Raw genomic sequence first — 24,299 nt, 5'->3', positions numbered from 1 at the left:
ACCATCATACACTAAATCAGTAAGTTGGCAGCATCACCGGAAAAGGCGTCGAACTTCTTCACCATCTTTTTCCAGAACAACATAACAACAATCCTCGATTTGAAACATCGGCGCTATTTTAGTCAGCGCCGACAAATCGTAAAGTCTGTTGCCTCGTTCCGTTCCCGGGGCGGTGTCAACCTTTTTGGTCACTATGTCGTCAAATTCGATTGCCGCGAATTTGACGGGGTTGACAATGGTTTACGCCATAAACCAGTAATAAAACAGACCGACTTTCAGGCCGAGGATCACAATGTAGGCGCAGCAGTATTTCATGGTGCCAGACATAATCTGGTTGGCCTGACCGTCCATTTTGGTGGCAGAAACTGCGATGGCGATGCTTTGCGGCGAAATCATTTTCCCCCCCGTAGCGCCAGAGGTATTGGCCGCCGCCAGCCAGTTAGGATCGATATGTAACTTGCTGGCGGCAATGGTTTGCAGCTTGCCGAACAGAATGTTCGAGTTGGTATCGCTGCCGGTCACGAACGTGCCCAGCGCGCCAATCACCGGGGCGAGGAAGACGTACGAGCTGCCGGTCAGATCGACAATCGACTGGGCCAGCGTGGAGATAATCCCGCTGAGATCCATCACCGTGGCCAGCGCGACGATCGCCATAATTGCGACGATAGAGTTTTTAAGCTGGAAAATCGTTTTGATAAATACTTCCAGCATCCCACGTGCGGACGCTCCCTGAATAAAACCGCCGATAATGGTCGCAAAGATGATCAGCATCCCCGGTGTGGTCGCCCATTCAACTTTCAGCGCCATCGTTTTGCCGTCAGCCAACGTGAAATGCAGCACCGAAGCCAGTTGGGATGCCGCGCCTTTTATTGTCGGGAACAGCGGCGAACACAGCAGGATAAACACAAAAATAAACAGATAAATAGAGCCAACCCGGAACAACACTTTTGCCGAGCGCGGCGTGGTTTCGCGGGTATGGCTGACCTCAATGCGCCACTCGGGATCGGTTTTCCCTTTGCGCAGGCGACTGACCATCGCCACGGCAAACAGGCTGACCAGGCTACCGGCAAAGGCGGGTAATTCCGCGCCAAGATGGATGGCGACAAAATATTGCGGAACCAGCGTGGAAATGCCGCAAATCAACGTGATCAGAAATACGCCGCGAATGGCTTTCAGGCCACCGCCAATAATGCAGACAATCACAAACGGCAGCAGGATATTAAACAGCGCGAGCTGCAAAATAATGGTTCCGCCTAAGGTATAAACCGGCAGATTAACCTGCTCTGCCAGAATAGAAACCGGGATCCCAACCGCGCCAAATGCGGTCGGAACGGTATTTGCTACGAGGGAAGCAATCGCCGCCTTCAACGGGTTGAATCCCAGCGCAATGAGAATACCGATCGGAATAGCGACCGCCGTGCCATAGCCCGCAGCGGCTTCAAGAAATCCACCAAAACACCATGAAATCAGCAGCACCTGAATACGCTTATCTTCGCTAATGCTGGCGAGAATATCGCGCAGAATATCCAGCGCTTTGGTCGCCTGCATGACGTTATAACTGAAGATAGCGCCGAGGATAACAATTACGATCGGCCATAGTCCCTTCAGTGCACCATAGCCTATCGCGGCTTTCAGATTCTGTGTGGGCATTTCCCAGAATATTGCCGATAGTGCAGCGGTGAATACCAAAGAGATCAGTACGGAATAATGGATGGGCATTTTTAATTTCAGTATTAAAAATACCATCAGCAGCAAAGGAGAGAGTGCCAGAGCAAACATTAAATATTCGTGCATTACAATTCCCGATTTACTTTTTTAGACTGAACTATATTTAGGGGGAAGGAAACTACCTGAATAATAAAATAAAAAATGCAAACTGAATCGCTTCAGTGAAATAAAGTTATAAAGGTTAATAATTGTATAAATAATGTTATTTTTTTATTAAATATGAATAACCACTAAATATTACAACACCCATTAGAGTTAATCATTAATAGGTATGAGATGATCTTTGCAATAAATGAAATAAGTGTTTTGGCATCCCCTCAAAGGGCGAGGTATGAATTATATGGCGGTGGTAATTTCATTAAAAAAATGTGAGCGGTACCGAAAGAAATAAAATGGGGTATTGCATGTGGATATTGATTGAGGGAATATTCTGTTTTGTCATACAAATGAACTTATAGCCATTTTCACTGGCCCTGATATAAGGAGCGGAGAGCCGCCCTCCATGAAACATACTGATAATAAGACCTTTTTGACGACTCTTACCCAATTGGTTGGCCCTGCTCATATCCTCACCGAACCGTCAAAAACTGCGCGTTACCGTAAGGGATTCCGCTCGGGTCAGGGTGATGCTCTGGCGGTGGTTATCCCCGGCTCTTTGCTTGAACTCTGGAAAGTCCTCAGCGCCTGCGTTGAGGCCGATAAAATAATCCTGATGCAGGCGTCGAACACAGGCCTGACCGAGGGTTCGACGCCAAATGGTAATGACTACGACCGCGAGATCGTCATTATCAGCACGCTGCGGCTGGACAGTCTGCATGTGCTGGATGAGGGCAAGCAGGTGCTGGCTTATCCGGGCACCACGCTGTACTCGCTGGAAAAGGCGCTGAAGCCGTTTGGCCGTGAGCCGCATTCGGTGATCGGCTCTTCGTGCATCGGCGCGTCGGTTATCGGCGGTATCTGTAATAACTCGGGCGGTTCTCTGGTCCAGCGAGGCCCGGCTTACACCGAGATGTCGCTGTTTGCCCGCATTGATGAACAGGGACGCTTGCAGCTGGTCAATCACCTTGGCATTGAGCTAGGTCAGACGCCAGAGCAAATCCTTGCCCGGCTGGATAACAATGCGATTGAAGCCGCGCTCGTCAACCATGACGGGCGTCACGCGCACGATCACGACTATGTTAGCCGCGTGCGGGACATCAATGCCGACACGCCAGCACGTTACAACGCTGACCCGGATCGCTTGTTTGAATCCTCTGGCTGCGCGGGCAAGTTAGCGGTGTTTGCCGTACGTCTGGATACCTTTGAAGCCGAGAAGAACCAGCAGGTCTTTTATATCGGTACCAATCAGACTGATGTCCTGACCGAGATTCGCCGCCACATCCTGGCGAATTTTACAAACCTGCCGGTAGCTGGGGAGTATATGCACCGCGATATCTATGATATTGCAGAGAAATACAGCAAAGATACCTTCCTGATGATCGACAAACTTGGTACGGACAAAATGCCGTTCTTCTTCAACCTGAAGGGGCGTACCGAGGCCATACTTGAGAAGGTGAAGATTTTTCGTCCGCACTTTACCGACCGCGCTATGCAGGCTTTTAGCCATCTGTTCCCGAGCCATCTCCCGGCGCGGATGAAGACCTGGCGCGATAACTATGAACACCATCTGATGCTGAAAATGTCAGGCGATGGTGTGGCCGAAGCCCTGGCATGGTTAACGGACTATTTTAAATCGGCCGAGGGCGCGTTCTTTACCTGTACCGCGGAAGAGGGCAGTAAGGCGTTTCTGCATCGTTTTGCCGCTGCGGGCGCTGCCATTCGTTATCAGGCCGTTCATTCCGATGAGGTTGAGGATATTCTCGCGCTGGATATTGCATTACGCCGTAATGATACCGAATGGTATGAGCATTTACCGGCAGAAATTGATAGTCAGTTGGTGCATAAACTCTATTACGGTCATTTTATGTGCTATGTCTTCCATCAGGATTATATCGTTAAAAAAGGCGTAGATGCCCACGCGTTAAAAGAACAGATGCTGGAATTACTGCGCCAACGCGGAGCGCAATATCCGGCGGAACACAATGTCGGTCATCTGTATAAAGCGCCGGAAAATTTGGCGCGTTTTTATCAGGAGAATGATCCGACCAACACTATGAACCCAGGCATTGGTAAAACCAGTAAACAGAAAAACTGGGCATGAAATATGAATGAACATTTTTTTGATATCGCGATATCAAGCGCAATAAACAGAAATGAAGCAATGGAGTAGTTATTGTGAATGTAAATTTCTTTGTTACCTGCATTGGTGACGCACTGAAATCACGGATGGCACGAGACTCCGTATTGCTGCTGGAAAAACTGGGTTGTCGCGTGAATTTCCCCGAGAAGCAAGGGTGTTGCGGTCAGCCAGCCATCAACAGCGGTTACATCAAAGAGGCGATCCCTGGGATGAAAAACCTGATCGCCGCGCTGGAAGACAACGACGATCCGATTATCTCCCCTGCGGGCTCCTGCACCTACGCGGTAAAAAGCTACCCGACGTATCTGGCCGATGAACCGGAATGGGCGCTACGTGCTGAGAAAGTTTCCGCGCGTATGCAGGATCTCACCTCCTTTATCGTCAACAAACTGGGCGTGGTGGACGTTGGGGCCAGCCTGCAGGGCCGCGCTGTGTATCATCCTTCCTGTAGCTTGACCCGCAAACTGGGGGTGAAGGAAGAGCCGCTTACGCTGCTGAAAAACGTGCGCGGACTGGAGCTGTTGACGTTTGCCGATCAGGATACCTGCTGCGGCTTTGGCGGAACGTTCTCGGTCAAGATGGCCGAAATATCCGGTGAGATGGTGAAAGAGAAAGTCTTACATCTGATGGATGCAAAGCCGGAATATTTGATTGGCGCAGACGTCAGCTGCCTGCTGAACATTGGCGGCCGACTGCAACGGGAAGGCCAGCCGGTCAAAGTGATGCATATTGCTGAAGTGCTGATGAGCCGCTGAGGGGAAAGAGATGTCGATAAAAACCAGCGATGTAGAATTTAAACTGCGCATTCGTCAGCAGATAGAAGATCCGATCATGCGCAAAGCCGTGGCTAATGCGCAGGAGCGTATCGGCGCAAATCGGCAAAAAATGGTCGATGAGTTAGGCCACTGGGAAGACTGGCGCGATCGTGCCAGTCAGATCCGCGATCACGTTCTGAGCAACCTCGACGCTTACCTGTACCAACTCTCCGAGAAAGTGACGGAAAACGGCGGACACGTCTATTTCGCCAAAACCAAAGAAGACGCCACTCGCTACATTTTGCAGGTCGCGCAGAGTAAAAATGCGCAGAAGGTGGTGAAGTCCAAGTCGATGGTGACCGAAGAGATCGGCGTCAACCATGTGCTGCAGGATGCCGGAATCCAGGTGATCGAAACCGATCTCGGGGAATATATCCTGCAACTGGATCAGGATCCGCCTTCGCACGTCGTGGTCCCGGCGATTCATAAAGATCGCTATCAGATCCGCCGCGTGCTGAACGAACGTCTGGGGTATGACGGCCCGGAAACCCCGGAAGCCATGACCTTGTTCATTCGTCAGAAGATCCGTGAGGATTTCCTCAGTGCCGAAATCGGTATTACCGGCTGTAACTTTGCCGTGGCGGAAACCGGCTCGGTGTGTCTGGTGACCAACGAAGGCAACGCGCGCATGTGCACCACGCTGCCGAAAACGCACATTGCGGTGATGGGCATGGAGCGTATCGCGCCGACCTTTGCCGAGGTGGATGTGCTGATCACCATGCTGGCGCGCAGCGCCGTGGGTGCACGTCTGACGGGCTACAACACCTGGCTGACCGGCCCGCGCGAGGCGGATAACGTTGACGGACCGGAAGAGTTCCATCTGGTGATTGTCGATAACGGTCGCTCGCAGGTGCTGGGCTCAGAGTTTCGCGATGTGCTGCGCTGCATCCGCTGCGGAGCCTGTATGAACACCTGTCCGGCATACCGCCACATCGGCGGACACGGCTATGGCTCTATCTATCCTGGACCTATCGGCGCGGTGATTTCTCCGCTGCTCGGCGGCTATAAAGATTTTAAAGACCTGCCGTACGCCTGTTCTTTATGCACGGCCTGTGACAGCGTCTGCCCGGTGCGCATTCCTCTGTCAAAACTAATCCTGCGTCATCGCCGGGTGATGGCCGAGGAGGGCATTACGCCGAAAGCTGAGCGACGGGCGATCAAAATGTTCGCTTATGCCAATAGCCATCCGGGGCTGTGGAAAGTGGGGATGATGGCGGGCGCGCATGCGGCGAGCTGGTTTATTAATGGCGGCAAAACCCCGCTCAAAGTTGGCGCGATTGGTGACTGGATGGAGGCGCGCGATCTGCCTGATGCTGACGGTGAGAGCTTCCGTAGTTGGTTTAAGAAACATCAGGCGCAGGAGAAAAAGAATGGATAACCGTACCGCGTTTTTAAACACCATCGCCCAGGCGCTGGGTCGCCCGCTGCGCTTCGAACCGCAAGCAGATGCCGCGCCGGTTAACAACTATGCCAACGAGCGCCTGACCGAGCTTAGCCCCGAGCAGCGCTGCGATGCGTTTGTCCAGTTTGCCAGCGAAGTGATGCTGGCTCGCTGCGAGCTCACTCGCGAGGACCAGGCCGCAGACGCGGCGTTACGCCTGTGTGAAGAGTTGGGTCGACAGCCAGTGGTGTTGAGCGGCGACAGTCGGCTGGTGGATCTGGGTATCACCGAACGCTTGCAGCAGGAATGCAACGCCGTGGTTTGGGACCCAGCGCGAGGTAGCGAAAATATTACCCAGGCCGAACAGGCGAAAGTCGGCGTGGTGTATGCCGAATATGGCCTGACGGAGTCCGGCGGCGTGGTGCTGTTTTCTGCGCCCGAGCGTGGGCGTTCCCTGAGCCTGTTGCCAGAGTCCTCGATTTTCGTGCTGCGTAAAAGCTCCATTCTGCCGCGCGTGGCGCAGCTGGCAGAAAAACTGCATCAGAAAGCACAGGCCGGTGAGCGTATGCCATCGTGCATTAATATCATCAGTGGACCCAGCTCGACGGCGGATATTGAGCTTATCAAGGTGGTTGGGGTACATGGCCCGGTGAAGGCGGTGTATCTGATTATTGAGGATTGTTGAGGCAGGATGGAAAACCGCTCTGGCGCTATAGGCCAGAGCGGTATCGACGTTATGCAATCATGCTGATGATCAACACGATAATCAGGCCAACCACGGAGTTTACCAGCTCCAGCAGACCCCAGGTTTTCAGCGTATCCTTCACCGACAGGTCAAAGTAGCCTTTGAACAGCCAGAACGAAGCATCGTTGATATGGGTCAGTGTGTTGGAACCCGCCGCTGTTGCCAGTACCAGCAACGCCGGGTCGACGCCCACCAGTTGACCGGTTGCCGGGTCGAGGATTGCTGCGCTAATAATCCCCGCCGCCGTCATGGCTGAGACCACGCCCTGACCCGTTGCCAGACGGATCAGCACGGTTATCAACCACGCCATGATGTAGGGAGAAATATTGCCGTGTGACATCAGCATGCCGATGGTATCGCCGATGCCGGTATCGATAATGGTTTGCTTCAGTACGCCGCCTGCCACTGACTGCCGGAGCAGGGACTGCGCTGACTCTGTAAATCCGCCGCTCTGTACGTTGGGATTGTTAATCCGAGTAACTAAGTAACACGCTATACCTTGACTCCTTATGCTTACATGCTTGCACATCGTTACGGCACAAAATTCAACTGTGGCAAAGCAAGTGCGCTGTTGCGTTCTCTTGAGTCCGAAGAAAATGACGAAACCAGGAGCATGCCCCTGGCTTAGTTATATCGACGTTATTTCTGCTCGGCTTTCAGGTGTGCGGTCTCTTTACCCTGCGCCTCTAACTGATTTACCACCCAGTCAAACACGACCTGTGTGCCGATCGGACCATCCTGCGACAAGCGCGGATCAGGGTCAAAGGCCGTTTCAATCACATAGGGGTTCTGAAGGCGTGTTTTGGCGACGTGAACCATCCTATCTTTATCATTCGGGCGCAGCATATCCACCTTGTTCAGACAGACCAACACAGGCTTGCCCTCCGCCTTTAACTTCTCCAGTGTCTGCACATCATGACCTGACACACCACGGTTGACGTCTACCACCAGCAGGAACAGATCGGTATGCTTGATATTATCATTCACCAAGTCATTGACCTCGGAACGCACGTCGTGAAATCCAGGGAAGTTAATAAGTTTAATAGTACCTGTGTGACCAAGGTCATACACCTTAGTATCGGATGTAGAGCCAGCAATAGGATTGATATTGCCGGTATCAACACCGAATACGCTTTTAAAGAGCGCATCTTTGCCGACGGAACCATCTCCCACTACGCTGATAGTCAGGCGTTTTAATACGTTCTGACGCAGCATCGCGATATGTACGATCGCCGGAACCGTCTTACGAAACGCAGGGCCTGCAATTTCTACCGCCAGCCATGCACCGGAAGCTATCCAACCAATTGGCCCCAGGAATGCACCGACACCGCGTACCAGAGCAGCATTTGCCGCAAAGTTGAGGCCATTACCCATCAGCGAGCGGGCCAGCATGTTGGCCAGAATAACGGACATCCGATACACCGCAAAGCCGCCAAACTGGTTCAGCATCACCTGTGAGGCCATTAATGTACCCGCCAGAATTGCCCCCTGATCTTTCTCGGAAAGGTTCATCGAACGCATTAACGCACTGCGTTCTTCATCACTCATTTTTTTCAGTGCATCGGAAAAGAGATGCTGAATGATGAACTCTTCGTTGAGCTCTACCGACATGTTTTTGTTGACCCCTTTAACCTTAAGCTTTTCGCCAACATCACAGACGATTTCTTCATATTCCACACCTTCGCCACTGCGAAACAGGCTGGCAATATCATTGCTGCCCATTTTGCGCAGGTAATGGGCAATTTTTTCAGCATCGGAACGGGTGCTGCTGCGCTCCATCTGTACCTTCAATTCTTCCTTGGTGGTGCTAAGATAGCCAAGCAGTGGCGTAATATCTTCTTTGTTCTGTGCCAGCGAGCGTTGTAATACATCAACGAGTGAAAGAGTTTTGTTCATTATTTTTTCCTTTTAAACAGGTACTGCGCCATACCGCTGCACCTGCGTTCACTGTATAAAGTTAGGCTAATGCCAAGACAAGATTATCGCTACCCGCTACCGGATAAATGGTAATACGCATCTGCGCTAAAGCTGCGCCTGCCGCACTCCCGAGCAGCGCGCCGGTCAACGCGCCAAGCATGCCGCCGCACATCGCCCCCACCACCGTTCCGGTTGCCGCCCCTGCGGCACAAAAAACAATCACACGCCCGGTTGAAGCATCTTTAAACTGAACCGTAATACGGTGCGCTTTGCAGAAATCACGCAGTTCGCTTTCAACGTTTTGCAGCAAGCTAGCCGGGATTTCGAAGCGTGTCCCTTTGGCTTTCACGGCAATAAAGGCTAACAGTTTACTGATCTGGTCTGGACTCGCAATTTGGATATTCATCGTTTTATCTCTTCGTTTGTGTGTAGTGATATAACTAATGCGAATTGCGTGCCAACTTTCAAATAAAAAATTAATCGTTACTTATCAAATAATTATAAATTTCATGTTATGTTGACTTCATTGTCTAGTGATGAAAACATTATTTAATATTTTACTTAATGATGAAATCGACACTGTGGATATTCGAATTATCAATTTTAGCGAAGAGAAACGTCCCGCCGATTTGGCGCTGTATTGGTATCAGGCCGGCTTGAAATCATCCCGCCAACAGACGGTTTCACTTACCGGTGATATCACAGACATGATTTCGCAGGCCGTAATGGATGAATGGAAGCAGGCGCTGAATCTGCTTGTGAAACAGGAAAATATCAAAGCACTGGAGAAAAGATATCCGAACTTTATGCAGTGGATCGCGTTAATTACCGCTCAAGGACCCGGTGTTGTATTACAAAATGAACATAACCTATTTTCCGACTTAGCGATAACGGATCCCTACGATCAGGTTAATGACCGCCTCTTTGTCAGTCAGGCGCGAACTATCGTGACGCGCAAAACGGTTTTTTTGTTGCCAGACAGCTCGCCATCAAGCTCAGCGCTGTATCGGGAGGATGACCGTAACGAATTTATCCGTTCCCTTTCTGCATTCCTCAGCGCAGGAAATACCTCTATTGCACTGGCAAAATCCGGAAATAAAACCGGCGGAGATGTTTCAATTTTCAACACCGTGCTGGCGTCGCTGTTTGCCAGGACTTCGCAATTACGGTTGGATGAAGACACAGGTATTCACATCAAGCATGGCCCCTTGCTTATCGAGGGAGATACCGGCACTGGAAAAAGCGCGGCGGCTAAACATCTGGCTACGAAGATGGGTAAAGCAATGGTTGAAATTAACCTTGCCGCAGTCAGTGAAACATTGCTGGAAACCCGCATGCGGGGATCAACGAAAGGTGCATTTACCGACGCGATCGACAAAAATGGCTTTTTTGAAGAAGCACATAATGGTGTGCTCTTCCTGGATGAATTGCAAAGCGCAAGTTTGGCCTCACAAACACAGTTACTGGATTTATTGTCCGCTATCAGTAACGACGTCTGGATCAGCAAAGTGGGGGAGGATGCGTCGAAGACAAAATACGATGTCAAAGTGGTACTCGCGGTCAATGAGCCTGTCTCGCGCCTGCTGGCCGAAGGTCGGTTACGCCGCGATTTGTTTCACCGTATCCGAGACGTAGTGAAATTCAAATCACTCAACGAGCTGTTTGCTGAGGACCGTGCTCACGCGTTGTTAACACTCATCCTCACGCTCTACCGATGGAAATCCTTTAACCAGCCCGTTTTTGCCAGCGATGGAAAATCGATGCAGGCGCTGTCGCAGCTTTTTACGGTTTATGAAGAGGGTGTTATAGATAAAATATTGTGCGCTCCTTGGCCAGGAAACTTTCGCCAACTAGAACGCTTTGCGTGGGATCTCTTCTTTGTCCTCGGTGACAGAACCAGAGTGACCAACGAGATTATTGACAGTCTGCTCAAAGAGGAAGCAAATCGTATTCCTGCCTCGTTTATTGAAGCACAGCAAATCAACAACGAGCAAACTGCCCCCACAATATTCAGCGAAGTGGAAAACATTATCAAAAAAAACCATTTCAACTTGAAAGCCTCACTGCCTGAACTCGGTGTGTATCGTCTGCGAACCTACAATGCTCTGAAAGGATTCATTCGCGAAAACAGAGCTCAGTTCAGTAAGGGATTTCTGGCTGACTCCAAAATTACGAAGATCATCACCTCCGAGATTGCAGGACGGAAGGGACCTGAAAACTATAAGCCGATCACTTCTTAAGGGCGGGCTGAAATGGTCTGATGAACTGTGACAAACTTCCGGAAATATCACTAAAGCAACTGGATAGAGCATTAATGTTACCAGCGGTACGTCAACAAAGAATCTGATGTTTATTTTTTGCGCATATGCTGTCCGCACTCCGGACAGCAGCGAATACCATAATCTTCATGCTGACAGAGCACGCAGAAGTAATCCTTTTTTGAAGGCGCTGTGGCGTATATATCATCACGTTCCACCAGTGCATTCACAGCCTGGTCAAAAGTGGATACCGATTTATCCTGGGTAATGCTCCGGTACTCACAATGCGTTAACCTGCGTTCGTCAGCGTCTTCCAAGTTATGTTCGAAATAACCTCCGCTGTTATGCGTCCAGTGCAGACGCAGGGGATTGTTGCAGGAACGGTAGAACCAGATCCCCCGTGAATGCGGAGCCAAATCCCAGAGGTGAGTGACTACGCCCTCGTGGTCAAGGGCGGTACGAATAGTGCGAAATTGCATGGTGTAAATACTGTCATGGGATCCTGATTGCAGGTGGAAGATAACGCAGGTGTATTCTGCGCAACGTTCGGTACTGTGGTCACCGGTACGACAAGGCAGGCAGTAGCGCTCGCTGAAGCAACCAAGGCGGTGCCCGTCGGCCTTGCGTACCAATGGTAACGACGCAGCATGCGTTTCCGTCGCGCCTCCAGCGGCTCACGGGGCACATACGGGCAGTGGCGTCCGTTCTCCGCCAGATCTTCCCATGTGTGCTAGAACCACGGGTGGTTGGAGGCCCATTCAGGGTGGAATGCCAGCGCACTGCTGCAGAGGTGGCAAGAGTAGCGGTCGTAAGGGGAAATCTGTGCAGTGGTGGCGCCTGTAAGAAGCTGATTGCCATCAAGCGCGATAAAAGATTTGGCGTAAATCGTCATAGTATTGGTCCTTTGCCATGCGATGCGCAGGCGTAAGCCGTCCCGGGGAGGGCAGCACTGTGGGTCATACGGTCGTTAGAGTTAAATCAGGTGGGAGATGTGACTGCGTTCGATAGGTTACCGCCGGGACTGAGCAATGCGTTGCTGCAGCCAGGCTTCCACTTCGCTCTGCAACCAGCGGGAGCTACGCCCAAGCTTAATGGGTTTTGGGAATTCACCCAATGAAATCAATTTGTAGAACCATTTGTCGGTTAAGCCGGTGAGCTGCGTAATGAAGGCCATATCGACAAACTTATCGTTAAGCAGGCGGTTTGGTGTGGTCATCGTTTGTTCTCCGTTGGTGATAGGGGAGAAGAAGCCAGGTATTCGAATGGTGCAGACTTCTTCAAACGATGACGCACTGGCGTGATTTTTTACCGGATAGATTCAGCTCCGCTTACGCCGCCTGCCACTGACTGCCGGAGCAGGGACTGCGCTGACTCTGTAAATCCGGCGCTCTGTACGCTGCGACTGTTTACCCAGATAGCTCAGGATGTACTGCATACCTTCCCTTCCTCTGCGATCTGAAAAGTTGATTACTCGTTCACCTCGCACCCGGTAATGTCCCTTAGGCTCACACCGGTGCGCGTAGCCTTCTCCGTCCGTGATGTCTTCCCACAGCGACTGGATGGCTTTCCAGAAGCACCAGGCCTTCCGGTGGCTCTGACCATTGATATAAAACGCCGCATGAATGTGGTAACGGTGATCTCCCCCATATTCCATTACCCAGGCATATCCCTCCAGACCAGATATCTCTGCGCATTGCTCAGTCAGCCATGTCATCTCAGCCACCAGTTGATGAATATCACCATACGCGTATGAATCAGAGTTTTTCCTGTATGCAAAATCCACCCGAAGCAGGAGTAATTTCGAATGACAGTCAAATAACCGGTCCTGATGGTTAAATAATACTGACTGAAGAGAACAGTCTGGTTTGTGGTTTGAGTTGATTACGTATTCCATGATAAATATCCCATAACAGTTATTGGTCATGAGATTACGGGAGAGATTAATTTTTTATGCAGAATACCGATTCAGGCTTTCAGCCATTAAAGTATGTTTCTTGAGTATCATTTTTCACACGTGCTGTAACAGTAATTTCTTATCGTGCAATGGAATGGATGTTCATCACACAGAAAAGTCTGACAATCATTATGATTTACGGCAAAGAATAAACAATGATGTTAGTAATCATTGAACGTACCGGGATGTCTGAAAAGAAATCATCACCCGGTAGACGAAGGAATACTGTACTTACTGAAGAGTCAGTATTCATGGATACAAAGGTGTAAGCAGTTGGATAAATAACACATCTTTTATAAAATAACACTAATAACCTTAATGTTTCTTTTCACACCGTCAGTAACCTCCAGAGAATACACACACTACGCAGGTTTAAGTTATTCACACCCTGGTGTTAAAATGATATTAGCCACCATTTCTGTCTTCCGGACTTGATACCTGTACAGGCATGTGTTCATGAAAGATTTGTATACGCACACTTTTTGACTCCCGGAACTGGTCACCCTGCCACTGTAATATTTACTGCAATAGTATCTTGCCGTTATTTATACCGATACGGGGTTTATTTTCTGATTACTCCCCCGGTATATTCAGGCACAAAAAACGTGGAAGTAAGAGAGTAATTATTGGTTACTCAGGAAAAACATTCCATGCGCGGCCCGGAAAACATGAAAAAAGGTAAATTCATGACGGGCTAACGTATTTATTTTCGAGGGGAAACTGCATTCTCCCCGGCGATAACAATCAGACCACAGAATGCTCTGCAACTGGATGACAGGATAAGATACTCCCTGACCAGGTAAACACAGTCGGAAAAACAGTCTCGCTGTAAGACGCTGATCGGAAGTAACGGAACACCCTCAGTCGCCTGAAAAGACAGTCAGAATCGTTTTCACCTTAAAATCATGTCATAACAATCTGAAACAACAGAAAAAAACAAACACAAAAAAAATGACAAGCAAAGTATATATAATTCATTTAATTCAATGAATTAATAGGAAATCATAAGCTCTGAATAATGCTTAAAAGGCTATGTTTTACCATGCCGGTACTGTGATCCAATCACTCTTAATTCAGAGCTTTATACGATATAATTCGGAGGTATAAAAACAGAACCAGTATTCGGGAGAGCAGAATGAGAAGGGACGGACTGAATGATTTTTATGAAGTGAACTTTCTGAGGTTAAGGGAGATAGATGCCACGTATCCATCGGAACCCATACGTTACGTGGACCTGGCTGACATATACAGCTTCATCAGCTTTAAAGATGCAGAATGTGAAAAAATACCGCCTGATAAACTTTCCACTAAAAAAAGAAAAACGCAGGTAACAGACGGCTACGCATGCAATCTTTTGTCGGACATTCTTAAATATGAGAATTCATTACGCCCTGGCTCATCCCGTTCTCTCGCGGGAACGCATAAATATTTGAAGCTTCATTGCGAAGCAACCCCAGAATATAAAGAAGAACTGAAGAAAAATCTTATTCACAAAGAAGATGTGCTACTTAAAATCCAGACTGAATATAACAAAATAAAAAATAAAGCATCCGGAAAAATCACAATAATCCCAATCAGCTTTCACCTCAACTGCAAGACAAATGGAATACTTGAACACATCATCGATGACTTAACCATAATTAACATAGCCTTTTCCTCGATGATGAGTAAAATAAAACATCGCACAATGTACAGCCGGATAGCCGGACATGTAAGACTGGGCATGCTGGACGAGAATTTTGAGCCTTTCGCCCATGTGTTATTTTTTATTCAGGACGGGGCTGTCAGTCATGACTTTATCAGGGAAATTATTGAGGTCTGGTACTCTTTCATCCCTGAAGACATTGAATGCCTGGTGGGTGTTTCTGGTTTTGACTTTAATTTCTTACTCAACTTCCAGCGTGAAGTCATCAACAAACAAAAAAGTTCTCCCACGCCAGGAGGAATAGACTTTTTCATATCCGACATACTGAATCCGTTCCCTGATGTCACTGCACCTGGCTATCGGCGTCATGAACCCTGCACATTATTCTCCCGTCTGCTCAGAAGAACAGAAAGGGAAGATAACATCAACAGACCCCACCGACGACGTCTTGCTGACAGGGAGGCAGAAATCAGTGCGACTAAAAAAAAGAGTGGTTATGACAAACTGAAAAACACACCAGCAATTCACAGGGAATATTTTTTAAGAATTGCAAAAAAAATCAACAAAATTCCTTTTATGCGTACCATAAACTGAATCAACATATCTGTGGGGGGCGCTCGCCCCTGCTGATATCTGGATTAAATGCTATATCCGCATTTTTAAATTTTTCTCAGTTATATATCACCTCAGTGAATTCCCTCCCGTTTACGTCAGTCAGGCCATCCATCCGTGATGGCCATTTTATTATGCCGAGGCTTATATGAAACATCCTTCGGGCTATGCCCTTATCCGTCGCCATCTGCGGCGCTATCCCCGTATTCTGCGGCAGCATCTTCTCCGGGAGCTCAGCCGCCTCGTCGCGTATGAACCCGTGATTGGCATCATGGGCAAGACCGGCGTCGGCAAATCCTCGCTGTGTAATGCGTTGTTCCGGAGTGAAGTCTGTGCGGTGAATGCCGTGGAGGCCTGTACCCGTCAGCCTCAGCGTGTACGTCTGCGCTTCGGTAACCATTACCTGACGCTGGTGGATTTACCCGGTGCGGGAGAGAGCATCAGCCGTGACAACGAATACCGTGAGCTGTACCGCGAACTCATGCCACAACTCGATATGGTGCTGTGGGTGCTCAAGGCCGATGACCGCGCATTCTCGGTGGAAGAGCTTTTTTATCAGGAGGTATTCGCACAATACAGCGGACCGCTGCCACCGGTGTTATGGGTCCTCAACCAGGTGGATAAAACCGAACCTGCAGCGCACTGGAACTGGTTATCGGCGCAGCCATCAGCATTGCAGGCTGAACGTATTATACAGAAACAACAGACCGTGGCCCGTCAGATGGGAACCGCAGAGACGAATATTCTTCCGGTGTCAGTCAGGGGGCGGTACCACCTTCCCCGTCTGGTGGAGGCGATGATTACCCGTCTCCCAAAGCAGGCCCGCAGCCCGCTGGTGCCTCACCTGCAAAGCGGGTACCACACCCCCGGCATTATCACTACCGCCCGCAACAGCTTTGGCGATGCCGTGGTGGAAGTGATTGACGCGGTCATCGACCTGGCCCCGTTGCCGCAGGTTGCACGTTGCGCGCTCCGGACAGTCACACACACCGTGGCCCGTGCTGCCCGGACCGTCTGGTCCTTCTTCTTTGGCTGACTTCCGCATCGATAAGCCTGTCTTCCGTTTCGATAAATAATCTGGCTCTGTCACGATCGATTTTGTCGATCGACCCGATCGGTTTTATTCATTTTTCATGATGAATTTCCGGTTATAGAATCCCTCAGGGATACTGTATTCAGCCATTTACTGATTAAAAATCAATGCGATGAATTGCAGGAATGCCTTCATCCGGAGAAAAGTAATGAAAAGGTTTTTTATGGCGCTGACCGCCAGTCTGTTGTTCACCTCACTTCCCTCCCTGGCCGGTAGCGATATGCCCGTTAAAGTGGAGGTCAGCCATGCCGGCCATGAGTGCTATGGCTGCATCTATGTCACCGTGACAGCAAAAACCGACACCGTTCTGATAAAGAAAATCGATGTTAACAGGGGAAAATGCCCGATGCTGACACACCGAAAAATAGCCTACAGGGGCCGGAATGTGGATGGCTGGTGGCCCACAGATAAACCGTTCACACCCCGTAAAATGACCTTCGCTGAGAGTGTCTTCTGGAAATTTGGTCACACTTTGGATTTTGGTAAAGCCTGCAATTTTGTTGAGGCCCGGGTGTTCACCGATCAGGGCACATTCACCGTCAGCCAGTGATATCGCCAGTATCACTTATCAGCCCTCTTTCTTAACGCGTCTCAATGTCTTCAGGAGAGACCCGTATCGTCTTAACCATCACCCTCAGGGAATACTATGAAAAAGAAAATACTGCTTTTCACTCTTCTGATATCTGCTCTGACTCCGGCAGTGTCACAGGCCTTCGGTAACCGTGATACCTGGGCCAGCGGCTGGGGTCAGGGCGTGTCTGAGTTTGTAATTCTGGGGAAAGGACAGTCACAGCTTTACCTGACCTGCGAAGACACCGGCTCACAAGCGGCCACCCTGACCTTCACCGACGCAAACGGTCATCAGGTCAGGATGGATAACGGCCAGTCGCTGGACATGAAAATTGACGATGAGGAGCCTGTCAGCGTCAGTGACAGCGAGTCACATGTGGGCTCAGACAACGTGGCATGGGCATGGGATAAACTGCGCACCGGTAAGCGGGTCATTGTGTCCGGGGAGGGCGTAAAGGCAGCCGTGTTTACGCTTAACGGTGCGGGGAAGGTCCTTCCCGCGTTCGGGGACAGCGGCTGTCTGCCGAAATATGCCCTGCCGTAATAAAGACAGGTAACGCCTTTTTTCTGAATTCATTCACGCTCACGACAACAGGAACCTCAGTCCATGACGCATATCCCGGTTCAGGCAGCACACACCCGCCAGCCCTGACCACTGCATCAGTATTTCACACCGCCGACGCCCTGCTCATTTGAGCGGGGCGTTTTCTTTTGTTTCTCATCAGGGATCAGATATGCAGACCACTGATAATGCGTCGCTGCCACCCGGCCCCTTCACCCGCCGACAGGCGGAAGCCATGGCCGCACGCTATCTCAACGTCACCGTCGAAGACGACCAGGGCCCCATTTTCGTCTGGTCATCCGCGACTGCCGTGGCATGCTGATATGGCGGGACTGGAATTTTGCCCCGCAGGCCGGAGAGATGCTGAACCGCTATCTCATCAGCGACGGTATTCCTGTGTCACCACAGCCACTGAGCCACTGAGCGGCGAAGTCCTGCTCATTTTTCAACAGAACACAGTCCCCCACAGGCCATGCACCTTCCGGAGCATGGCCTTTCTGCTTTTATGCCCTTTAACCCGATATCAGAGGTATTAACCATGCGCTTAGCCAGCCGTTTTGGTGCGGCCAGTCTCGTACGCCGCGACCGCCCACTGACCCGTGATGAACTGGCACACTATGTGCCCAGCGTATTCAGTGAAGAAAAGCACGAATCACGCTCAGAACGTTATACGTATATCCCGACCATCACACTGCTTGATAATCTGCAGCGGGAAGGCTTCCAGCCGTTCTTTGCCTGCCAGACCCGCGTTCGCGACCTGAATAAACGCGACCACACAAAGCACATGCTGCGTCTGCGGCGTGAGGGGCAAATCACCGGCAAACAGGTCCCCGAAATCATCCTGCTTAACAGCCACGACGGCTCCAGCTCATACCAGATGCTGCCGGGCCTGTTTCGCTTTGTCTGCCAGAACGGACTTGTCTGTGGCGAAACCTTTGGTGAGGTTCGCGTACCGCACAAGGGGAATGTGGTGGATAAAGTCATTGAAGGGGCTTATGAGGTGCTGGGGATATTTGACCGGGTGGAGGAGAAGCGGGATGCCATGCAGTCACTGCTACTTCCTCCGCCGGCACAACAGCCGTTTGCCAGAGCCGCCCTGACGTACCGCTTTGGGGAAGAGCACCAGCCGGTGACGGAAGCACAGATTCTGTCTGCGCGACGCTGGCAGGATGAAAGTTCCGACCTGTGGACCACCTACCAGCGTATCCAGGAAAACCTGATTAAAGGCGGTCTGCCGGGCAGAACAACGAAAGGTAAACGGGCCCACACCCGTGCGGTTAACGGCATTGACGGCGACGTGAAGCTCAACCGCGCCCTGTGGGTAATGGCGGAAAGCCTGCTCGGGAGCCTGAAGTAATGCAGTGTATTCCTGGCGGCGTGATTCAGGTTTCGCCACATCCGTTCTCCCTGATCAGTGAGCAAAGCTGCCGCTACATCTCTGATGACGACCTGTGCGCCTGGTGCTCTCACCTTCTTTATCGTCCCGGTGAACTCAGCCAGTGCGGCATAAGTATCCCTGAGGGGCACTGGCCTTCACGCTGTGATGATGATGGCTATGTGCAGTTCTGTCCGTCACTTTGTCACAACAACCCACATGAAAATACAAAGGAAATCAAATGAACAACATACTCACCCTGACCAGTCCGGTGACTGAATCTCTCACCTCACCACGTACTGATACAGACCGCATCGAATGCATGCCCGTACCCGATGAACAGCGTGCCGCCTTCTGGCCGCAGCAGTTTGGCAGCATACCGCAGTGGATAACCCTTGAACACCACATTTTTGGCTGGATGGACCGGTTTTGCAGGGACTACAGCGGCGGGATATGGAATTTCTTTACCCTCAGCAATGGCGGTGCATTTATGGCCCCGGAGAACGAAAACGATGAGAAATGGACACTGTTTAACAGCATGAACGGTAACGGCGCAGAGATGAGCGCTGAGGCTGCCGGGATAGCCGTCTGCCTTATCGCTTACAGTCATCACGCCTGCCGCACCGAATGCAATACCATGACGGAGCACTATTATCGCCTGCGGGACTATGCCCTGCTGCACCCGGACTGCCACGCAATTATGCGTATCATTGATTAGGGGAATAACCATGACGAATCCGGCCCCCTTACCCACGTCATCGCAGCCTGATATGTTCCCGTCACTGACCTCACCACACCAGGAAGTCCCCCTGTCCCCTTATGCCCGGCGAACGTTACGGCGGGCAATGAACCTGCTGGAGCGCCAGTTGCGTGAACCCGGTGTGGCCTTCACCTCCGCCGGTGCCACCCGGGACTGGCTGCGTATGCGCCTGGCAGGGGAAGAGCGCGAAGTGTTTATGGTGCTGTTCCTCGACAACCAGAACCGCCTCATTGCCCACGAGATACTGTTCACCGGCACTATCAGTCATACCGAAGTCCATCCCCGGGAAGTGGTGAAAGCCGCCCTGAAACATAACGCAGCCGCCGTCATCGTTGCCCATAACCATCCGTCAGGCCTGGCGGAGCCCAGCCAGGCTGACCGCCGCCTCACGGAACGTCTTAAGCAGGCACTGGACCTGGTGGATATCCGCCTGCCGGACCATCTGGTGGTTGGCGGCATGGAAGTAGTGTCATTCGCTGAACGCGGCTGGCTGTAAGGAGAGCAGCGATGAAGATTATCAGCAAACGTCAGGCGATGGCGCTATATCGCCAGCATCCTGAGTCCAGGCTGTTTCGCTTCTGTTCCGGAAAATACGCCTGGTCCGGCAGCGTCTGCCACTATGCAGGGAAGGAGGTCCAGGATATCAGCGGCGTCCTGGCCGTGTTCGCTGAACGTCGCCAGGACCGCAACGGCCCGTATGTCGTTCTGCGCAGCGTCACCCTCAGTTAACTCATATTCAAGGAGCACGACCTTGTTGAATAAAACACTGCCGGCAAATCATCATATTTCTGAACCGTGGTGGGGACTGAAACGTAATATCACCCCGTGCTTCGGTGCACGGCTGGTACAGGAAGGCAACCGGCTGCATTATCTGGCCGACCGCGCCAGCATCACCGGGACATTCACCGACGCGGATTTGCGCCATCTCGACCAAGCGTTTCCGGTACTGCTGAAGCAAATGGAACTGATGCTGGTTTCCGGCGAACTCAGTCCCCGCCATCAGCACTGCGTCACGCTGTATGCAAAGGGACTGACCTGCGAGGCTGACTCACTCGGATCGCATGGCTATATCTATATAGCGATTTATCCGACACCATCAGTAACGTCATAACCCCCGCAACACCTTTCTTTTTACCCCTTCAACAACGAGATACCCCTTATGCAAACACAACCCGTATCCCCGGCACGGGAGGCTTCTCCACGTCTGTCACCCGTGGAGATTTGGCAGCGACTTCTGAGCCACCTGCTGGATCATCACTACGGTCTGGCGCTAAACGACACGCCGTTTGGCAACGACGACGTGATTCAGGAGCACATTGACGCCGGTATTTCCCTGTGTGATGCCGTCAATTTTATCGTCGAAAAATACGATCTGGTACGCACTGACCGTTACGGATCCAGCACTACAGAGCAGTCACCGCTTATCAGCAGTATCGATATTCTCCGCGCCCGTAAGGCCTGTGGACTGATGACACGTAACGGCTACAGAGCGGTGACAGATATCACTACAGGCAAATACAGCAAGATGACCCGATGAAGCTGTCTCTCAACGTGGAAGCTGATGCCATCAACGTTCTGGCCCTCAACATGGGGCGTATCGCAGTGGATGTCGATGGTATTGAATTGTCCGAACTGATCGCCGCGGTAAACCAGAACGGCTGCTCACTGCGGATCGCGGATGAACCTGGGAAGATCGCCGTTGAATTCCCACGGCCCCCTTTTACATCATTACCGGGGATGTGCTGCAGTACTGCGCACCTCACGGAGGAAGACAATTCACTGTTGTACGCCCTGTCACATCAGCGCGAAGACTTCGGCGAGTCGGAATGGATTATGTACACTGGTTCAGGTTATCTGATTCGCCTGTATGCCTGGTCGTTTCCGGTATTACGGCTCAAACGCCTCGGACTGTCGAAAGCCTGCCGCCGGTTAGTGATAACGCTTATCCGTCGCTACGCCGTTGGCATTGTTCATCTGGATGCCTTTGGCGAAGTGCTGCCCGGCTTTGACGTTTTCGACTGGTAACCCCACCTCAATCACCACAAGGTTTTCACATGCCAGAATTAACCACTGAAACCGCTCTCGATATTTTGATTTGCTTGCTGCAGGACAACATCTGTTGCGACAACGGGATTATCTTCGATAACGACGAAGTAAATACCGATTCAGCCGTGCTGTTGCCATGGATTGAACAGGCACTCAGGGATGTTCGCGATCTTCAGCGTCTGCAGCAGACCAGTACAGATTAATTACCTGTCCGTACTCATCACTTACCCATAAGCGCCAGCCCTCACCGACTGGCACTTTGCTTTATATAAGGAAATAAATGATGTCAGACCTTACTCTTAACGAACCCGAAGTATTAACCGGCCACACAGACGTTATTTGCTCCACCAGCATTGAGCGCATCGTCACCGGACGTAATGCGGCGCTGGCGCAGATTGAAGTGCTCATGCAACAACTTAGCGATATTGCAACACTGACCCGCAGTATTGGCGGTAAAACCGCTCTGGACTGGGCCATGAAGCAGGAATTCCGCCGTGGTTGCTGGTTGATGGAAAAACCAGAAACAGCGATGAAAGCCATTACCCGTAATCTCGATCGTGGTATATGGCGCGATTTAATGAAAAAGTCAGGGATGCTTTCCATCATGGACGCTCAGGCTCGTGATCAGTGGTACAGAAATCTTGGGGGGGAGAACATTCCTGCAGTCAGCGAAGCCAACATTCTGAGCACTTTTGAGCAACTGTATCTGAATAAAGGTGATGTGTTTGAGCGGGGTGTCATTAACGTCTTCAAAGGGTTGAGCTGGGATTTTAAGACGAACAGCCCCTGTAAATTTGGAGGGAAAATCATCGTCAGTGGGCTAGTCAAATGTGACCGGTGGGGATTTGGGCTTCTCTGGGGCTGGCAACGCGATCGGTTAGCTGACCTTGAGCGGATGCTGATGCTTCTGGACGGAAAACCGGTTCCCGACAACCGTGCCGACGTCACCCGTCGTCTCGCCAATCATATCCATGAAAACAGGCACAGCAATCGTTACGAGGATGAGATGTTTGCAATCAAATACTTTCAGAAGGGAACTGCTCATATCACCTTTAAGCGGCAAGAACTGGTCGATAAGCTGAATGACATCATCGCACGTCACTACCCTGGAATGCTGGCATCCGGACAGTAATCAGGGGCCTGCACATATGTGAAATGTCAGTATCAGTGCAGAGTTAAACAAACCCCTTGCCAGGTTCGCCTGCTTATGGACAATATGATACTGACGTTCCTGGTGCTTTTCTTCTGGTGGTTTGTTACTGGATTCTGTAACGCACCAGGAGCGTCACCAGACAAAGGACCATCATAAAGTATCAACACATCAGCCTGAGGCGAGTATCCCACTTATCGTCACCGATTCGGGTTTCGGATTCATACCAATCGGGAATGAGGGTACAAATGAGGGCACAAATATAATCACATCAAAAATTTTACTTATAAATCATAAAGATAAAACAAAAGATCGATTCCGAGTCCGGCACCACTATTTAGAAAAACCAGCCCTAGGGCTGGTTTTTTGCTTTTGGGGATTCGACAATTCGGATCCTTATCTCTTATCTGGCTGGGCATAGCGCGAAGGCCAGATTTTTTCCGGCGCAACATCCAACTCCTCCGCGATCAATCTTTCTCCCTTCGGCCAGTGTTTTATCAACGCGTTTGCTAAAGTAGAGGACGCCAGCCCAGATTTGCGGGAAACGGCGGATAACGACGTTCCGCGTTTTTTCAGCGCCGCGATAATGTCGGCGGGATGCCAGTCCAGTTGCATCATGCTCATGCCGCTACCCCGTCAATAAATTTTACGCCATCAGGAGTACGCAGCCAGCGCGGGGCTTTCATTTCTGCCGCGAAGTAGTTGATCAGGTCATACAACAGCCAGCTAAGCAATTTCTCCGTTTCCGAGGAAAATCCCTGCCCCGCCAGCGTCTGTGTCAGGGCAAGGCAGTAGCTGCAAAGTTCGGTACATTCTGGCCCAAACTGAGGGGCGTTTGCGGGGAGGGTATCAACGGTCAGGCTTTCAATAAGATGCGACGGGACGGGTTCTAACAGCGTGGGCTGGAGCAGCGTCAAAGCGGCGTTGAGTCTGCCGCAGAGCGCCATTTTTAACGCGATATCTTTGCTTTCAATCAGGGTTTCGGCGAAGTTTTCGCAGTGGCTGGCAAGGACGGTGAAGTCCGTGGCGGCATTGAAGGGAACGGAAAGTAACGGGTGAGTCTGGGTGGGGATCGTAGCCATAGTGGCAGCCTCCTGTAACGGGTTATATTCCCACCACTGGAAATGCCAATTTCACAGGTGGTGGAACCGGACGGGGTTGGCATTACCGGCGTTACAGGAAACCGGCGCGTCTTGCGACGCCCCCGCCCAGCCCACCATTGAGGTGTAGCCGAACGCACGACATAAAAAAAGACGCGGGCGCGTCATATATCGCCTGTAACAGTTTTCAGGATGCCAATCCCGGCACCTGATTTTGCAGGTGCGGGTAAAAGATACCGCGATTTGTTACCTACGACAAGAGAGATTTTCTGGCGGTAGATCGCAGGAAATAAAAAAGATAGCTCAACGAAATACAAAACTCATCAAATCATGCTTCTATACTTTTTAT

At 50.9% G+C, this 24,299-nt stretch carries 27 protein-coding genes and 3 pseudogenes; 20 read left to right on the top strand and 10 right to left on the bottom strand.

Annotation, left to right across the window (positions count from 1 at the left end):
• Positions 1-240: 240 nt before the first annotated feature.
• Positions 241-1,794, bottom strand: coding sequence for an L-lactate permease (locus I6L54_RS05255; protein WP_000545262.1), 1,554 nt, complete (start codon positions 1,792-1,794; stop codon positions 241-243).
• A 436-nt stretch (positions 1,795-2,230) separates the two neighbouring features.
• Between I6L54_RS05255 and dld the strand changes: the two genes are divergently transcribed.
• The 4 genes from dld to I6L54_RS05235 all read left to right on the top strand — a co-directional run bounded on the left by dld (position 2,231) and on the right by I6L54_RS05235 (position 6,848).
• The gene (dld, locus tag I6L54_RS05250) at positions 2,231-3,928 is read left to right on the top strand and encodes a D-lactate dehydrogenase (RefSeq protein ID WP_040229899.1); all 1,698 of its coding nucleotides are present in this window, start codon (positions 2,231-2,233) and stop codon (positions 3,926-3,928) included.
• A 74-nt stretch (positions 3,929-4,002) separates the two neighbouring features.
• Complete coding sequence (locus I6L54_RS05245; protein ID WP_001102107.1) at positions 4,003-4,722, top strand: (Fe-S)-binding protein; 720 nt, start codon at positions 4,003-4,005, stop codon at positions 4,720-4,722.
• Between the two features lie 10 nt (positions 4,723-4,732).
• Positions 4,733-6,160, top strand: coding sequence for a LutB/LldF family L-lactate oxidation iron-sulfur protein (locus I6L54_RS05240; protein ID WP_003830092.1), 1,428 nt, complete (start codon positions 4,733-4,735; stop codon positions 6,158-6,160).
• Entirely contained in the window at positions 6,153-6,848 is a 696-nt protein-coding gene (locus I6L54_RS05235; RefSeq protein ID WP_040229902.1) for a LutC/YkgG family protein, read from the top strand. Before I6L54_RS05240 ends, I6L54_RS05235 begins: the two co-directional genes overlap by 8 nt.
• A gap of 49 nt (positions 6,849-6,897) precedes the next feature.
• On the opposite strand, the pseudogene I6L54_RS05230 reads toward I6L54_RS05235, so the two are convergent.
• The 3 genes and pseudogenes from I6L54_RS05230 to I6L54_RS05220 form a co-directional block, all read right to left on the bottom strand.
• Positions 6,898-7,311: pseudogene (locus I6L54_RS05230) on the bottom strand (GntT/GntP/DsdX family permease); the annotation flags it as partial.
• A gap of 236 nt (positions 7,312-7,547) precedes the next feature.
• Positions 7,548-8,804: a GTPase gene (locus I6L54_RS05225; protein WP_040229904.1), complete on the bottom strand. Its 1,257-nt coding sequence runs from the start codon at positions 8,802-8,804 to the stop codon at positions 7,548-7,550.
• Positions 8,805-8,865: 61 nt separating this feature from the next.
• Positions 8,866-9,231, bottom strand: coding sequence for a hypothetical protein (locus I6L54_RS05220; protein ID WP_040229907.1), 366 nt, complete (start codon positions 9,229-9,231; stop codon positions 8,866-8,868).
• A 130-nt stretch (positions 9,232-9,361) separates the two neighbouring features.
• On the opposite strand from I6L54_RS05220, the gene I6L54_RS05215 reads away from it, so the two are divergent.
• On the top strand, positions 9,362-11,065 hold the full coding sequence (locus I6L54_RS05215; RefSeq protein WP_040229908.1) for a sigma 54-interacting transcriptional regulator: 1,704 nt from the start codon (positions 9,362-9,364) through the stop codon (positions 11,063-11,065).
• A gap of 110 nt (positions 11,066-11,175) precedes the next feature.
• On the opposite strand, the gene I6L54_RS05210 is transcribed toward I6L54_RS05215, so the two are convergent.
• The 4 genes and pseudogenes from I6L54_RS05210 to I6L54_RS05195 all read right to left on the bottom strand — a co-directional run bounded on the left by I6L54_RS05210 (position 11,176) and on the right by I6L54_RS05195 (position 12,977).
• Complete coding sequence (locus tag I6L54_RS05210; protein WP_040229910.1) at positions 11,176-11,562, bottom strand: putative zinc ribbon protein; 387 nt, start codon at positions 11,560-11,562, stop codon at positions 11,176-11,178.
• Positions 11,563-11,625: 63 nt separating this feature from the next.
• Positions 11,626-11,975, bottom strand: a pseudogene (locus I6L54_RS24665) (DUF7828 domain-containing protein); the annotation flags it as partial.
• Positions 11,976-12,092: 117 nt separating this feature from the next.
• The gene (locus I6L54_RS05200) at positions 12,093-12,299 is read right to left on the bottom strand and encodes a helix-turn-helix transcriptional regulator (protein WP_040229911.1); all 207 of its coding nucleotides are present in this window, start codon (positions 12,297-12,299) and stop codon (positions 12,093-12,095) included.
• Between the two features lie 102 nt (positions 12,300-12,401).
• Complete coding sequence (locus I6L54_RS05195) at positions 12,402-12,977, bottom strand: inovirus-type Gp2 protein (protein ID WP_040229913.1); 576 nt, start codon at positions 12,975-12,977, stop codon at positions 12,402-12,404.
• 1,195 nt (positions 12,978-14,172) lie between these two features.
• Between I6L54_RS05195 and I6L54_RS05190 the strand changes: the two genes are divergently transcribed.
• The 15 genes and pseudogenes from I6L54_RS05190 (at position 14,173) to I6L54_RS05120 (ending at position 22,832) form a co-directional block, all read left to right on the top strand.
• The gene (locus I6L54_RS05190) at positions 14,173-15,276 is read left to right on the top strand and encodes a hypothetical protein (RefSeq protein WP_040229915.1); all 1,104 of its coding nucleotides are present in this window, start codon (positions 14,173-14,175) and stop codon (positions 15,274-15,276) included.
• Between the two features lie 166 nt (positions 15,277-15,442).
• A complete protein-coding gene (locus tag I6L54_RS05185) occupies positions 15,443-16,330 on the top strand; it encodes a GTPase family protein (RefSeq protein WP_040229917.1) in 888 nt (295 codons plus the stop codon).
• A gap of 205 nt (positions 16,331-16,535) precedes the next feature.
• On the top strand, positions 16,536-16,937 hold the full coding sequence (locus tag I6L54_RS05180; RefSeq protein WP_000819262.1) for a hypothetical protein: 402 nt from the start codon (positions 16,536-16,538) through the stop codon (positions 16,935-16,937).
• 96 nt (positions 16,938-17,033) lie between these two features.
• Positions 17,034-17,501 carry a YfjT/YkfB family phage-associated protein gene (locus I6L54_RS05175; protein ID WP_000727137.1) on the top strand — a complete coding sequence of 156 codons (468 nt, stop codon included), beginning with the start codon at positions 17,034-17,036 and terminating at the stop codon, positions 17,499-17,501.
• A gap of 190 nt (positions 17,502-17,691) precedes the next feature.
• Positions 17,692-17,942, top strand: a pseudogene (locus I6L54_RS05170) (DUF905 family protein).
• Between the two features lie 115 nt (positions 17,943-18,057).
• A complete protein-coding gene (locus I6L54_RS05165; protein WP_040229920.1) occupies positions 18,058-18,876 on the top strand; it encodes a DUF932 domain-containing protein in 819 nt (272 codons plus the stop codon).
• A complete protein-coding gene (locus I6L54_RS05160; RefSeq protein WP_001149870.1) occupies positions 18,876-19,139 on the top strand; it encodes a hypothetical protein in 264 nt (87 codons plus the stop codon). Before I6L54_RS05165 ends, I6L54_RS05160 begins: the two co-directional genes overlap by 1 nt.
• 77 nt (positions 19,140-19,216) lie before the next feature.
• On the top strand, positions 19,217-19,612 hold the full coding sequence (locus tag I6L54_RS05155) for an antirestriction protein (RefSeq protein ID WP_044268460.1): 396 nt from the start codon (positions 19,217-19,219) through the stop codon (positions 19,610-19,612).
• A 52-nt stretch (positions 19,613-19,664) separates the two neighbouring features.
• Positions 19,665-20,150 (top strand): RadC family protein, encoded by a 486-nt coding sequence (gene radC / locus I6L54_RS05150; RefSeq protein ID WP_040229951.1) that lies wholly within the window; start codon positions 19,665-19,667, stop codon positions 20,148-20,150.
• Positions 20,151-20,161: 11 nt separating this feature from the next.
• Entirely contained in the window at positions 20,162-20,383 is a 222-nt protein-coding gene (locus tag I6L54_RS05145) for a DUF987 domain-containing protein (protein ID WP_038633763.1), read from the top strand.
• Positions 20,384-20,405: 22 nt separating this feature from the next.
• Positions 20,406-20,765, top strand: a complete 360-nt coding sequence (locus I6L54_RS05140) for a type IV toxin-antitoxin system YeeU family antitoxin (protein WP_038633768.1) — start codon at positions 20,406-20,408, stop codon at positions 20,763-20,765.
• A gap of 48 nt (positions 20,766-20,813) precedes the next feature.
• Positions 20,814-21,191, top strand: coding sequence for a TA system toxin CbtA family protein (locus I6L54_RS05135; protein ID WP_040063377.1), 378 nt, complete (start codon positions 20,814-20,816; stop codon positions 21,189-21,191).
• Positions 21,188-21,679, top strand: a complete 492-nt coding sequence (locus I6L54_RS05130; protein WP_040063379.1) for a DUF5983 family protein — start codon at positions 21,188-21,190, stop codon at positions 21,677-21,679. The genes I6L54_RS05135 and I6L54_RS05130 overlap by 4 nt, the downstream gene beginning before the upstream one ends.
• 29 nt (positions 21,680-21,708) lie before the next feature.
• Complete coding sequence (locus I6L54_RS05125; RefSeq protein ID WP_038633777.1) at positions 21,709-21,903, top strand: DUF957 domain-containing protein; 195 nt, start codon at positions 21,709-21,711, stop codon at positions 21,901-21,903.
• Between the two features lie 80 nt (positions 21,904-21,983).
• Complete coding sequence (locus I6L54_RS05120) at positions 21,984-22,832, top strand: DUF4942 domain-containing protein (protein ID WP_040229927.1); 849 nt, start codon at positions 21,984-21,986, stop codon at positions 22,830-22,832.
• A gap of 414 nt (positions 22,833-23,246) precedes the next feature.
• Here I6L54_RS05120 and I6L54_RS05115 read toward each other — a convergent pair whose 3' ends face one another.
• Complete coding sequence (locus tag I6L54_RS05115) at positions 23,247-23,468, bottom strand: helix-turn-helix domain-containing protein (protein ID WP_040229952.1); 222 nt, start codon at positions 23,466-23,468, stop codon at positions 23,247-23,249.
• Positions 23,469-23,470: 2 nt separating this feature from the next.
• The gene (locus I6L54_RS05110) at positions 23,471-23,932 is read right to left on the bottom strand and encodes a hypothetical protein (RefSeq protein WP_040229929.1); all 462 of its coding nucleotides are present in this window, start codon (positions 23,930-23,932) and stop codon (positions 23,471-23,473) included.
• Between the last annotated feature and the right edge of the window lie 367 nt (positions 23,933-24,299).

It is taken from the genome of Citrobacter pasteurii (assembly GCF_019047765.1).
Taxonomy (GTDB): Bacteria; Pseudomonadota; Gammaproteobacteria; order Enterobacterales; family Enterobacteriaceae; genus Citrobacter; species Citrobacter pasteurii.
The sequence above is the reverse complement of the archived record's forward strand: the minus strand, read 5'-3'. Positions and strand labels throughout refer to the sequence as shown.